Consider the following 12,725-nt stretch of genomic DNA (forward strand, 5'->3'; position numbering starts at 1 on the left):
TTTTTTTCATTTTCTATTTTTCTTTCATGACAAGAACGACGCCTGAAACAATAAGAGCCGCCCCGATCCAGAAGGTTCCTCCGATCGTCTCTCCCAGCAGCAGCCAGCCGAGCAAAGTCCCGGAAAGCGGCTGAAAGAAGAAAAACAGACCGCCGCTTGCCGCATTCAGTAATTGCAATCCGCGATTCCAAAGCATGAACGCGCAGGCGGTTGAGATCACACCCAGATATAAAAGTCCGCCCCATATCTCAGGCCGGGCAAGCTGAGACAAAGGAATCTCCCGAAGCGGGCCCGCTGTAAACGGGGTCAGGATGACAAATGCGACGCAAATGGAATACGTTGTGACGACAAGCGGTGAGTAATGGCCGGGAACCCGTTTCATCAGCACGGACATCAAAGCCCATGTCAGCGCCGCAGCCAGAAGCGAGAGACCGCCGAGCTGGCTCGACATATTGAGATCTCCGTTCCCCACAATGAGCAATACTCCGATCGTCGCCAGCCCTGTCGATATTCCTTTTTTCAGCGTTAACCGTTCTTTCAACATCAGCCGGGCAAATACAACCATAAATGCGGGAGTGGATGCCGTAATAATCGCACCCATCTGCGCGGTTGATAATTTCGTGCCGATTTCCTGCGTGACGATCGAAACCGTGTTGCCGATCAATCCGATCGCAGCGATCAGTAATAAATCACGTTTATGAACTTTCCAGGATTGGCGTGTAAATAAACTGAGAATCAAAAGCGAAAGAAGCGCCACCGCATATCTCAGCCATACCAGTTCAAGCGGCGGAATGACCGCTACCACAACTTTTACAACGACATACATACCGCCCCAGATACTGGCGGCCAATGCCAAATAAATCGAACCGAACAATGTATTTTTCAATTTGATGCACCCTCCGTTATCATATTAGGTCACGTCATATGCCCTAACGGAGAGAAGCGCAGTCACTTTCCTCCATTAAGGGCGGAGAAGTGCTGCCGGTACATCATGTTCAAATAAGGGCGCTAGAAACATATCGTTTTTCACCTCAATTGCAAACTGATTTTTCTCATTATACAAGGTTTGTTAAAAGACGTAAATGAACGGCGGCATCGGCTTTATCGATTGCGGACTTGCAGCTGGATTCTTGTGATCTGATTGTCAAACCCGTCCGCCACAACCTCATCAAGCATATATTCTTCATATGCATAATCGCCCATTTCCAGCCCATACTCTTCAATAAACTGCATGATGCTGCGGTAAGCCGCTTCCGCTTCATCCCCTATTTGGTACCCGACGGCATAAAGCCCTTTCGGCTTGATATGGAGGTCTCTATTCTCTATGCCTTCTTCTGTCTTCATATAAAAATGGGTGTAGTTGTAGAATTCTTTTTTCATAATCTGCTCCCGCGCAAACAGTCCGCCGACCGGATGCCCCTGATCGAGCTCATGTACCCGCATATAGCGGATCAATTCTGAAATGGCGGCAGTATATTGCCGTTCTGGCAAATGGAGTACGGGCCGTCCTATCATAAGTGTCTCTTCATCTAATCGCTGCAATGAGACGGAGGAAAAGTCTGTCTCCAAGGCTTGTTCGGTCAGCTTCACCTTTGTCCGAATCATCCTTTGCAGGTGCTCCAGCTTTTTGATTTTGCTTTCGATTTCTGAAGATTTCTCTTTTAAAAGCGTGATGATACCCTCAGGGGTTTTGTCTGTTAAGAGCGGTTTGATCTGCTTCAAGGGCACGCCGACCTCCTTAAACAGACCGATGACCTGAAACAGTTCGAATTGATGATAGGAATAGTATCTGTATCCGTTCGCTTTTTTGATTTCCGGAGAAAGCAGGCCGATCTCGTCATAATGGAACAGGGTTTGTTTTTTTACGTGGCACAGTTTTGCAAATTCACCCGTTGTGAAGTATTTTCTGACGTCTTCGCTCATAATGCCTCCTTGACTATACGGTAACCATATCCTTTATGATGATCATTGTATCCGAGAGAAGGCTGATTCACAAATGGCTTACGTAATGAAAGCTTTACCGTCTCAAAAAAAGCGGAAGAGGAGTATCAAGTATGACGATTGAAATCAGAACAGTCACGGAAGAAAACCGTGCCGATATACTGGCGCTTCATGTAAGGGAAAGCCAGACTTCATTTATTGAAACCGCGGAAGAGTGCTTACAAGATGCTGAGGATTGCCGGCATTATCAGCCGGCCGGTCTTTATGTTAACGGGGAATTGGTCGGCTTTGCCATGTACGGATGGTTTCCGGAATATGATGAGGAAAATGAAAACGGCAGAGTGTGGCTTGACCGTTTTTTTATTGATGAACGCTATCAGGGACGGGGATTGGGCAAGCTGTTGCTTGATGCCCTAATCCGTCATCTCACTCAAATATATGATTGCAGACGGATTTATTTAAGCCTGTTTGAAGATAACGTCCACGCATTGCGGCTTTATCAAAAATTCGGCTTCTTATTCAATGGAGAGCTGGACTTCAATGGTGAAAAAGTGATGGTGAAAGAGCTGTAAACCCTCTGTATAAAAGCAATTCGTCTTCTTGCCAATACCTTAAATTTGAGGTAACATAAAGATATTAGACGACGGTCGACGGACTACGGTCGATTATTAAAACCTGATACAGCGGAGCGGAACATGGTGTTCAGGCATCTAATGGAGGAGAAGATTGTGCTTATTATACTCGTTATGTTTCTTCTCGGGATTATTCTCGGGTTTATCGGCGCCGGGGGAGCCGGTTTTGTCATTGCACTTTTAACTATACTGTTTCACGTACCGATTCATACGGCTTTAGGCACCTCCCTTGCCGGAATGGCTTTCACAAGTTTATCGGGGGCATTCAGCCACTACCGTGAAGGCAATATTCAGATGAAAATCGGTCTCATCGTCGGCGTTTTTGCGGCATTCGGTTCGTTTTTCGGGGCAAGGCTTACTTCCCTTATCCCCGCAGATTTGCTGCATTACTTGACGGCGGGCATGCTGTTTTTATCTGCTCTGCTTATTTTAGTCCGGTTATTTATTGTAAAAGAAACACAAGAAGATTCCGGACAGCAAAGCAATCTGAACATATGGGTGAAAGCTGTTGTACTCGGTGTCATCGCAGGAATCCTGTCCGGAACGTTCGGGATCGGCTCTGCCCCTTTCATCCAAATCGGCTTAATGATTCTTTTGCGCTTATCCATCCGCCAGTCGGTCGGCACCACCATGCTTGTCATTATCCCGCTTGCGGTCGGCGGAGGACTCGGTTATGTGACGGAAGGATTTGTCGATTATATGCTGTTGGTCAAAGTGCTGATCGGAACGATGTGCGGCGCATATGTCGGAGCGAAATTCACCAACCTCGTGCCGAAAGTCATTCTGAAATCAGCCATCTTTTTAACACCGGCCATCGCCGGTCTCATGCTTTTATTTTAAACTGAAACGGGAGGCGGCCGCCTCCCGTTTTGTTCTGTTCTTCATCTGTTTTCGAAGAGCTTTTTCAGCTTTGCTTCCGTTTCGGTATGATCTACCGGCGTATACACACTACAACGCAGATCACTGTTGCCCTGAACCTGAAATGAAGTCAGGTTAAAGACCATTTTTCCCGCCTTCGCGTGGCGGAACTCAATTAATACTTCGGGTGCCGAGCTGACTTCGCTCTCATTCCACAGCGTATGAAATTCCGAATACGTTTTCTCCATTTCTTCTATAAACTGAGAATACCACGTATCAGCTACATACTGGCCGTAATACGTTCTGAAAATGGCGATGAATCCTTTCACAAAGTGCTCCCAGTTCACGGCTAAACTTCTTAATTCTTTTCTGGAAAACAATAGCTCTATGAGATTCCGCTTTTCAGGAGGAATTTGTTCAAAATCTAAAAACACGTGCGCCGCAGCCTGGTTCCACCCTACGATATGACACCGCCTGTCCGAGATAATGGTGGGACAATAACGGAGCTCCTGCAGGATTTTTGAAAGGGACGGGCTGATAACCGCTTCTTCCTCCGCAGCAAACGGCTGCTTCACGCCCTCCTCAATGGCAAGCGCGTATAAATAATTTCTCTCATCTTTGTTCAGCTGCAGCGCATCGGAAACGGCGTCCAATACGGCTACGGACACTTTAATGTCTCTGCCCTGCTCCAGCCACGTATACCACGTGGTGCTTACGCCGGCTAATTGCGCGACCTCTTCTCTTCGGAGTCCGGGCGTTCTTCTCCGTGTGCCCATCGGCAGCCCGGCCATCTGCGGAGAAATTTTGGCCCGCTGCGTTTTTAAAAACTCTGAGAGCGCCTGCAATCTTCCTTCTGGTATCATACCGAATCTCTCCTCTCTTACCCTGGTATTCATTATACTAGGATAATCAACAACTTGTAATAGGATAATTGCGAGTTACAATAAATACATACCGAAGGAGGAATGACCATGAAAAGAGTTGTGATCACCGGAATGGGAGTGATTTCACCTCTCGGCAATGATGTGCATACATTTTGGAAACACCTGACGGAAGGAAAATCGGGAATCTCTTTCATCGATTCGTTTGATGTCTCCGGCTCAAAGACAAAAATAGCCGGTACCGTCCGTGATTTTGACGCAGAAGAAAGATGGGGCAGAAAAGAAGCGAGACGGCTTGACCGTTTCAGCCAGTTTGCTTTAGCGGCAGCAGAACAGGCGCTTGAAAGCTCCGGGATTCAGCTCGATCAGATTGACCGTGAACGCCTCGGCGTGTACGTCGGCTCGGGAATCGGCGGCATCACGACTTTGATTGATAATGTTCATACTTTAAATGAACGGGGAGCGCGAAAAGTGAGCCCGAGCCTTGTCCCCATGATGATCTCAAATGCGGCCGCCGCTCAAATCAGCATCAGATTAGGCGCGCTCGGCCCCTCACTTTCTCCCGTCACCGCGTGTTCCATCGGCAATACGTCGATCGGGGAAGCATTCAACGCCATTCGGAATGATGACGCAGATATCATGTTTGCCGGGGGAGCGGAAGCGGCGATTACGAATTTGTCATTAGCCAGCTTCGGCAATGCCCACGCGCTGTCAGCGAGAAACGAAGACCCCGCCGCGGCAAGCCGGCCGTTTGACGCGGATCGCGATGGATTTGTCATGAGTGAAGGCGCGGGCATCTTAGTATTGGAATCATTGGATAGCGCAATCGGCAGAAATGCCCCGATCCTTTGTGAGGTGCTCGGCTACGGTGCGAGCTCTGACGCCTATCATATGGTGGCCTCCCATCCGGAAGGAACGGGCGCATACCTGGCGATGAAAAACGCTTTGAAAAAGGCGAACGTTTCAGCGGAAGACATTGATGTCGTAAGCGCTCATGCGACAAGCACAAAAGCCGGAGATCTTTCTGAAACATTGGCCATCAAGACATTATTCGGGGAGCTTGCGTATGATATTCCGGTTACGGCCAACAAATCAATGCTCGGCCACATGCTTGGCGCGGCAGGCGGCGTTGAAGCCATCGCTCTGACAGAAAGCTTGAGACACGGCATCATCCCGCCGACGATCAATCTGCAGCACCCTGATTCGGCATGTGATTTGGACTATGTAGCAGACGGGCCCCGCCATCAATCGTTAACGATCGGCCTTTCCAACTCATTCGGCTTTGGCGGGCATAATTCGGCAATCGTGCTGAAGAAATATGAATAGCGGGCATCAAAAAAAGGAGTGAATCATTTCACTCCTTTTTTGCTTTCTCCGGTTTTGTTGTTAAGGCGAAAAAAGCGATGGAACCGATAACGGATGTCGTGAACATAATTGCCCCCATCGGCACGGCCGTCGCTTCATTCATCCCCACAAGCGGCGACACGATGGAACCGAGAAGAAGCGGAAGCATGCCGAGCAGTGCGCTTGCGCTTCCCGCGCGGTGTCCCTGCTTTTCCATCGCCAATGTAAAGGTGCTTGTCAGCGTCATGCCGATCGTAATCATATAAATAAAAATTGAAATCACCAGTGCCGCCAGCGGCCCGTGAATGATCGTCATGACGAGCAGAACGGCAGTCGCTGTCATCGCTGTAATCACGCCGATTCTCAGCAGGCTTTTTTCGTGAATGATCCCGCCGAAACGCCCGATGATAAAGCTTCCGGTAATGATCGCCAGACCGTTTATGCCGAATAAAACACTGAATACCTGAGGCGATACTCCGTAAATGTCCTGATACACGAAAGGCGTTCCGGAGACATACGCAAAGCTCCCGCCGTGAATAAAACCGACCGTCAGCGCATAGCCGATAAATGACCGATCCTTCAGCAGGCTTCCCATTGTCCGCACGGAATTTCCGATGGAGCTCGGAATCCGCTTTTCCGGCGGCAGGGTTTCTGTCAGCTTGAGCGCAATGATGAGAACAAGCAAAAACCCGATAAAGGTTAAAAAGAGAAAAATCGTATGCCATGATGCAAACGGAAGCAGTAAAATCGCGCCTCCCGTCATCGGCGCCACCATCGGCGCGACGGCGGTAATGACCATCAGCAGCGAGAAAAATTTAGAAAGCTCTCTTCCCGTAAACACATCTCTGACGATTGCACGGGATAAAACGAGTCCTGCCGAAGCGGTGAATCCTTGAAGAAAACGGGCAATCACTAGTGTCACAATGTTCGGTGCAAGCGCGCAAAACAGAGAAAACAACGCAAATAAAAAAATACATAGTAATAACGGTTTTCTTCTTCCCTTCGCGTCACTTAACGGGCCGACAACAACCTGTCCGATTGTCAGTCCGATCAGACATGCGGTTAAACTGAGCTGGACAAGCGATGCGCGGGCGCTTAAATCTTCAGCGATTTCAGGGAAACTTGGCAGATACATATCTATATTGAGCGGCCCCAGTATCGCAAGCATTCCGAGAAGAAAAGCCAGCGCAAGCCGCTCCTTACCGGTCGGATTATGCAGCATATCGTTCCCACCTTTCCTTTGTCAATCTCTCAAAACATTTGTATATTGTATCATAATTTTTTCTTTATTTTTAAAAGTTTTCAAAGGGCATAAAAAAACCAAGGGCTGTAACAGCCCTTGGGTCCGGGTCACGCGATAAAAGGTTTTACGCGTGTTTTTCTTTAAATGCTTTTGCGTATTGATCAGCCGCTATAATGGCATCCGCCACGTCGTCAGCCGTCACGTCAAAAGCGGCATGAATTGTTTCTTCTTCAATCGTCGCGGCTTCTGCCACTTTCATAATGTCCTCTTTAGATGCGTCTTTCAATTTGATGTCTTCAAGTGTGACAGGCAGCCCCAAGCTAATATAAAACGCGATATACCGCTCAATTTCCTCAAGCGAACGTTTTTCCAGCGCCAATTGAACGAGCGTGCCGAATGCCACTTTTTCACCGTGGGTCAAGTGATGGATTTCTCCTTCAAGCGCGGTAAATCCGTTATGAATGGCATGCGCCGCAGCTAAGCCGCCGCTTTCAAATCCCAGTCCGCTCAGAAGTGTATTGGCTTCAACCACCGCTTCCAATGCGGGCGTAACGGCTTTCGCTTTCACAGACTCATAAGCGAGATGGCCGTATTTGAATAATACCGCTTCACATTTTTCCGCGATAGCCTCTCCGGCGATTGTCGGAATTCCGCCTGCCATCGTTTTACCGCCATTGGCGATGACACTGCGCGCCTCTATCCACGTCGCCATCGCATCGGCAATCCCTGATGCTAAAAAGCGCGGCGGAGCTTCCGCGACGATTTTCGTATCGACCAGAACCAGGTCAGGATTCTTATGATAGAAACGATAGTTTTCGAACGCGCCTTGTTCAGAATACACGACAGACAGCCCGCTTGTCGGAGCATCCGTTGAAGCGGCCGTCGGCACGATAACGGTATAGCCGTTTATTTCATCTGATACGGCTTTGGCCGTATCAAGCGTTTTACCGCCGCCGACTCCGATGACAATAGTCGCGCCTGCTTTTTCTGCGATGCCGGCAATTCTTTTCATTTCTTCCTGGGAGGCTTCGCCGTTGAAAACCGCCTCTTCAGAAGAGATATTGCTTTTCTTTAATTCAGCCGTCACCTTGTGGCCCGCGATATCCCATACGGTTTTGTCCGCGATGACGACGGCTTTTTCACCAACGCCCTCCAGATGTCCGCCGATCGTTTCAATGGCGTTTTTTCCCTGCACGTATTTGGCCGGACTGATAAAAATTCGTTCCAATGTCATCATCCCTTCTTCGTTGTCTCTCATTACATTTCTCTTATTGATAGAGCAGAAATGAAAACTCTTCTGATATAATTCCTCGTTTTAAATTGATTTAAACCTCATATACACTGCAGAAAAATCAATTTTCACGGCATTGACAAGATGTGAAGGTGTCTATATAATCTTCGATATTGAAGCTGATCATTCTTTACTGAATGAACAAACGAGATTGTGAATGATTCGTCTTAAAAATTATTTAGTTCTGCTGGATAATTTTTGAGGCGTTTTTGTTTTTTATATATTTTTGACTGCGGAGGAGGTTTGCACATGAAGAACATTTGCAAGGATATACTGATGATTATGGCCGGAGCCTTTCTTATTGCGGCGTCCGTGGAATTTTTCGTCATCCCGAATCATTTAGGGGACGGCAGCACCGTGGGAATCGCTCTCGTGTTATATTATCTTTTCCATATACCTGCAAGTATTACGACTCTGGTTGTAAATTTGATTTTTATCGGGCTGGCTTATAAATTTTTAACGAAAAAAACGATTTTATACACGATACTCGGTACGGGAATGACTTCTGTTTTTCTCAGCATCGTCAGCTTTATTCCGTTCGGCGTGCACGATATGGTGCTCGGGATTGTATTCGGCGCTCTGCTGATGGGAGCGGGGCTGGCATTGATCTTTATTGCTGACGGATCTACCGGCGGGACCACGCTTTTGGCGTATTTATTAAATTACACAAAGGGCTTTAACATCTCCAAAAGCATGTTTTATATGGATTGTGTCATCATTTTCGCATCCGTTTTAGCGATCGGCATCAATCATATGCTGTATACGTTTATATTCGTATATCTGTGCGCCAAAATCGTCGATATTGTCATTGAGGGTTTCCATAATAAAAAAGCCCTCACCATTATGTCTGACCAATACGAAGAAATCGCCAAAGCCATCACCTCCGAGTACGGCAATGCGGCGACGATTTTTTACGGATACGGGTATTACGGCAGCAAAGACAAGCGCATTATCTATGTTGTCATTAAAAAGAACGAATTGCTGAAAATCAAAAAACATGTTCAAAAAATTGATCCGAAATCATTTATCGTTATTCATGAAGTAAAAGAAGCTGTCGGAGGGCAATTCGGGTTTACAAACCTGCCCGCCGCCGCAAATGAAAAATAACCGCCTGCAGTGTATAGCTGCAGGCTTTTTTTATTCGGCTCTTCCCCGCTCAAAGGTTTTTACATTTTTCAATCGAAGTAGTAGAAAAAATCTTTTTGATGGAGGAACATAAAAAATGAATATCAAAACTGACAGGCTCGTAATTCGGACATTTGAACCGGAAGATTGGCAGGATGTCTATGCGTACGCCTCAAATCCGAATGTCATGAAATATATACCAGAGGGTGTCTTTACTGAAGAAGATGCCAGGAAATTCGTTACTGAAAACAGCGGTGAACATGCCGGGAAGTTTCCCGTTTTATTGAAGGATGAAAAAACGGTCATTGGCCACATTGCTTTTTTTCAGTATTTTGGCGATCATACGTATGAAATCGGCTGGGTGTTTCACCCGGAATACCAGGGCAAAGGATATGCTTCAGAGGCGGCGCGCGCCGTGCTGGCATTCGGGTTTAACAAGATGAAATTACACCGGATCATTGCGACATGTCAGCCGGAAAACATGGCTTCGCACCGGGTGATGGAAAAGATCGGGATGAGGCGGGAAGGCTTTTTTAAAAAATGCATCCCCCATGATAATGAATGGTGGGATGAATATTATTATGCCGTTTTAGAAGAAGAGTGGGAAGTCTCCAATCTGGAATAAAAAGGCTTATACCCTTTGCTTTTACAGATAAGTGTGTGCTACACTGTTTGTAACAAATACGAAGGGATGATGGGTGGACAATGATTAACTAATCTTATTTTGACCGTTTGAAATCAAATATTTCAAATCAGAAAAAATAGGATTAGTCTGCCCATTTTCTATACGATACGAAAGCTATGTAAAAATAGCTTATTTGATCATGCACAGGTACGGCTAATCCTTCCAAATCAATTTGGGAGGATTTTTTTTGGTCCTCCCTTTAAAGCGAGGGATTGACATATGAAAGAAATGTTAAAAATAAGCGGCATCAGTTATGAAATCAACAGCGTTCCCCTTTTTGAACAGATCAGCGCGAGCGTTCAGCAAGGTGACATCATCGGCGTTATCGGTAAAAACGGCGCCGGCAAATCGTTATTGCTGCAATTGATCTGCAATCAAAAAACGCCGTCACAAGGACAGATCCAGATGATGCAAGATGTGAACATATATATGGTGGAACAAGAAACAGAAGCTTACGATTCCGGCCATCCGGAGCCTGCGGAGGCCGCCTTGTTAGAAAAGTGGAACGTACCCGCACGCGCCTTTTCGCAATTAAGCGGCGGAGAAAAATTGAAAGCCCGTCTTGCCAAAGGTTTCTCCTCCTCAAGCAGCCTTTTGTTATTAGATGAGCCGACGAACCACCTCGATCAGCACAGTTTAGAAATACTGCTAAATCAGATCAAGAATTACAAAGGCACCATTATTTTTGTTTCGCATGATCGTGCTTTTATAGATGCAGCAGCGACAAAAATCTGGGCCATCGAAGGAAAGAAACTCATTGAACATAAAGGGAATTATTCAAGCTATATGGAGGTCCGCAAACAGAGAAGACTGACACAGCAGCGCGAATATGAGAATCAGCAGAATATGGTCAAAAGGATTGAAGCTCAAATGAACGAGCTGAGCGCCTGGTCAAAAAAAGCCCACGCCCAATCAACGAAAATAGAAGGGTTTAAAGAATACCATCGCGTAAAAGCAAAACGCACGGACGCCCAGATTAAATCAAAGCAGAAGCGTCTTGAAAAAGAGCTTGAAAAAGCGAAAGCAGAACCGGTTGAAGCGGAGTATGAAGTCCGTTTTTCCATTGAGCACCGCAAAAAAGCGGGAAAGCGTTTTTTAGAAGTAAGTGATGTCACAAAGTCATATGACAGACGAACGCTTTTCAAAAACGTGAATTTCACTGTGATGCACGGTGAAAAGATCGCGATTACAGGCCCGAACGGCAGCGGGAAAACAACATTATTGAAGGTCATCCTCGGTCAGGAAAAAGCGCAGGGCGGCAGCATATGGATTTCTCCGTCTGCAAACGTCGGATATTTAACCCAGGAAGTATTCGACCTTCCGCTTGATAAAACCCCCGAACAGCTTTTTTACAAAGAAACGTTCGAAGCAAGGGGAAATGTTCAATCCCTCATGAAGCATTTAGGATTTACCGCAGCGCAATGGACGGAACCCATCGGCAAGATGAGCATGGGAGAGCGGGTCAAATGCAAACTGATGGCGTTTATTCTGGAGGAGAAAGATGTGCTGATTCTGGATGAGCCGACAAACCACCTTGATCTGCCGTCACGCGAGCAGCTTGAAGACACTTTGGCCCGATACGACGGAACGCTCATCATCGTATCTCATGATCGTTACTTTGTCGAAAAGACGACGGACATCCGGCTTGATATCTCAAACGGCAGCGTCCGAAAACAATGGAAAGAATCTCCCTCCGTCAGGGACGATGCTGAAGAACTGCGATTGAAGCTTGAGACCGAACGGCAGGAAGTCCTCGGAAAACTCAGCTTCATGACTCCGGCTGATAAACAATATCGTGAGCTTGATCAAAAATTCAAAGAGCTGACGGAAGAGATCAAGAAATTGAAATGAATGAAAAACCCGTGATTGTCACGGGTTTTGTTTTGGAAAGCTCACGTATCATGAAGAATAATTTCAAACTGATTTGTACAACCTACGTTCAGATTAATTATGAGCATGGTTCAGGGGGGCGAAGAATGGCCAAACGCATTGGAATTACGGGAAACATTATGGCTGATCAATCCGGCCCTTTCCCGGGTTATAATCGGGCATATGTCAATAATGATTATATTCAGTCTGTTTCTGAGGCCGGCGGTGTGCCGTTTATATTGCCGGTGATTCAAGAGACGGCGCTTTTAAAGGAACAGGTCTCTCATGTTGACGGGATCATTCTGTCCGGCGGCCAGGATATAGACCCGCTGTTTTACGGCGAAGAACCTTTACAGGCTTTAAGAAAGACCTTTCCTGATCGGGACGCCTACGAGAAGGAGCTGATTCTCACGGCGGTTGCTTTAGAAAAGCCGATTCTTGCAATCTGCCGGGGGATGCATATGTTAAACGTCACTTACGGGGGAACTTTATATCAAGACCTGACACACGCTTCGTTTGCTGACATTAAGCATGATCAAGAAAAAGATCCGCCGTTAAAAACCCATCATGTTTCTTTTGAAAAAGGGACACGTCTCCATACCTTGTTTGGCGATTCAGCGCGGGTGAATTCATTCCATCACCAGATCATAAAAGAGACGGCGCCTTCGTTTAAAGCCTCGGCTTATGCGAAAGACGGGGCCATTGAAGCAATTGAACGGACGGGTGAATTATTTGTCGTCGGCGTGCAATGGCATCCCGAAATGCTGACAAAAAAACATGAAGACATGAAAAAGCTTTTTTCTCTTTTCATGGATGCGGTCAGCACATAAAAAAAGCAGATCATAACGATCTGCTT

At 46.7% G+C, this 12,725-nt stretch carries 12 protein-coding genes; 7 read left to right on the top strand and 5 right to left on the bottom strand.

Features of this window, described 5'->3' with window-relative positions; all coding sequences use genetic code 11:
• Window positions 1–13: 13 nt before the first annotated feature.
• Both ABK447_RS17605 and ABK447_RS17610 read right to left on the bottom strand, forming a co-directional pair.
• Window positions 14–886, bottom strand: coding sequence for a DMT family transporter (locus ABK447_RS17605; protein WP_015239274.1), 873 nt, complete (start codon window positions 884–886; stop codon window positions 14–16).
• Window positions 887–1,101: 215 nt separating this feature from the next.
• On the bottom strand, window positions 1,102–1,923 hold the full coding sequence (locus tag ABK447_RS17610) for a MerR family transcriptional regulator (RefSeq protein ID WP_094031547.1): 822 nt from the start codon (window positions 1,921–1,923) through the stop codon (window positions 1,102–1,104).
• Between the two features lie 131 nt (window positions 1,924–2,054).
• Between ABK447_RS17610 and ABK447_RS17615 the strand changes: the two genes are divergently transcribed.
• Together ABK447_RS17615 and ABK447_RS17620 are read left to right on the top strand one after the other, a co-directional pair.
• Entirely contained in the window at window positions 2,055–2,513 is a 459-nt protein-coding gene (locus tag ABK447_RS17615; RefSeq protein ID WP_032866763.1) for a GNAT family N-acetyltransferase, read from the top strand.
• A 156-nt stretch (window positions 2,514–2,669) separates the two neighbouring features.
• On the top strand, window positions 2,670–3,413 hold the full coding sequence (locus ABK447_RS17620) for a sulfite exporter TauE/SafE family protein (protein ID WP_015416927.1): 744 nt from the start codon (window positions 2,670–2,672) through the stop codon (window positions 3,411–3,413).
• Window positions 3,414–3,454: 41 nt separating this feature from the next.
• Here the strand turns inward: ABK447_RS17620 and ABK447_RS17625 are convergent, their stop codons facing one another.
• Entirely contained in the window at window positions 3,455–4,294 is an 840-nt protein-coding gene (locus ABK447_RS17625) for a helix-turn-helix transcriptional regulator (RefSeq protein ID WP_094031545.1), read from the bottom strand.
• 108 nt (window positions 4,295–4,402) lie between these two features.
• Between ABK447_RS17625 and fabF the strand changes: the two genes are divergently transcribed.
• Complete coding sequence (gene fabF, locus ABK447_RS17630; RefSeq protein ID WP_015239270.1) at window positions 4,403–5,638, top strand: beta-ketoacyl-ACP synthase II; 1,236 nt, start codon at window positions 4,403–4,405, stop codon at window positions 5,636–5,638.
• A 28-nt stretch (window positions 5,639–5,666) separates the two neighbouring features.
• Here the strand turns inward: fabF and ABK447_RS17635 are convergent, their stop codons facing one another.
• Together ABK447_RS17635 and ABK447_RS17640 are read right to left on the bottom strand one after the other, a co-directional pair.
• Complete coding sequence (locus tag ABK447_RS17635; RefSeq protein WP_007609720.1) at window positions 5,667–6,878, bottom strand: Bcr/CflA family efflux MFS transporter; 1,212 nt, start codon at window positions 6,876–6,878, stop codon at window positions 5,667–5,669.
• Window positions 6,879–7,023: 145 nt separating this feature from the next.
• Window positions 7,024–8,157 carry a glycerol dehydrogenase gene (locus tag ABK447_RS17640; RefSeq protein WP_003156056.1) on the bottom strand — a complete coding sequence of 378 codons (1,134 nt, stop codon included), beginning with the start codon at window positions 8,155–8,157 and terminating at the stop codon, window positions 7,024–7,026.
• 282 nt (window positions 8,158–8,439) lie between these two features.
• Here ABK447_RS17640 and ABK447_RS17645 point away from each other — a divergent pair, with 282 nt between their 5' ends.
• From ABK447_RS17645 to ABK447_RS17660, 4 genes are all read left to right on the top strand, one after another.
• The gene (locus tag ABK447_RS17645; protein WP_003156057.1) at window positions 8,440–9,297 is read left to right on the top strand and encodes a YitT family protein; all 858 of its coding nucleotides are present in this window, start codon (window positions 8,440–8,442) and stop codon (window positions 9,295–9,297) included.
• Between the two features lie 115 nt (window positions 9,298–9,412).
• Window positions 9,413–9,940: a GNAT family N-acetyltransferase gene (locus ABK447_RS17650; RefSeq protein WP_032866771.1), complete on the top strand. Its 528-nt coding sequence runs from the start codon at window positions 9,413–9,415 to the stop codon at window positions 9,938–9,940.
• 279 nt (window positions 9,941–10,219) lie between these two features.
• On the top strand, window positions 10,220–11,851 hold the full coding sequence (gene abc-f / locus ABK447_RS17655) for a ribosomal protection-like ABC-F family protein (protein WP_094031544.1): 1,632 nt from the start codon (window positions 10,220–10,222) through the stop codon (window positions 11,849–11,851).
• A gap of 125 nt (window positions 11,852–11,976) precedes the next feature.
• Window positions 11,977–12,699, top strand: a complete 723-nt coding sequence (locus ABK447_RS17660; protein ID WP_015239265.1) for a gamma-glutamyl-gamma-aminobutyrate hydrolase family protein — start codon at window positions 11,977–11,979, stop codon at window positions 12,697–12,699.
• Window positions 12,700–12,725: the final 26 nt, after the last annotated feature.

It is taken from the genome of Bacillus sp. hwrm1 (assembly GCF_040207805.1).
Taxonomy (GTDB): Bacteria; Bacillota; Bacilli; order Bacillales; family Bacillaceae; genus Bacillus; species Bacillus velezensis.

Coding starts and splice junctions, on each gene's coding strand:
- ABK447_RS17625 (WP_094031545.1), bottom strand. CDS start 4,294: ATGATACCAGAAGGAAGATTGCAGGCGCTCTCAGAGTTTTTAAAAACG.
- ABK447_RS17610 (WP_094031547.1), bottom strand. CDS start 1,923: ATGAGCGAAGACGTCAGAAAATACTTCACAACGGGTGAATTTGCAAAA.
- fabF (WP_015239270.1), top strand. CDS start 4,403: ATGAAAAGAGTTGTGATCACCGGAATGGGAGTGATTTCACCTCTCGGC.
- ABK447_RS17615 (WP_032866763.1), top strand. CDS start 2,055: ATGACGATTGAAATCAGAACAGTCACGGAAGAAAACCGTGCCGATATA.
- ABK447_RS17650 (WP_032866771.1), top strand. CDS start 9,413: ATGAATATCAAAACTGACAGGCTCGTAATTCGGACATTTGAACCGGAA.
- ABK447_RS17635 (WP_007609720.1), bottom strand. CDS start 6,878: ATGCTGCATAATCCGACCGGTAAGGAGCGGCTTGCGCTGGCTTTTCTT.
- ABK447_RS17640 (WP_003156056.1), bottom strand. CDS start 8,157: ATGAGAGACAACGAAGAAGGGATGATGACATTGGAACGAATTTTTATC.
- ABK447_RS17660 (WP_015239265.1), top strand. CDS start 11,977: ATGGCCAAACGCATTGGAATTACGGGAAACATTATGGCTGATCAATCC.
- ABK447_RS17645 (WP_003156057.1), top strand. CDS start 8,440: ATGAAGAACATTTGCAAGGATATACTGATGATTATGGCCGGAGCCTTT.
- abc-f (WP_094031544.1), top strand. CDS start 10,220: ATGAAAGAAATGTTAAAAATAAGCGGCATCAGTTATGAAATCAACAGC.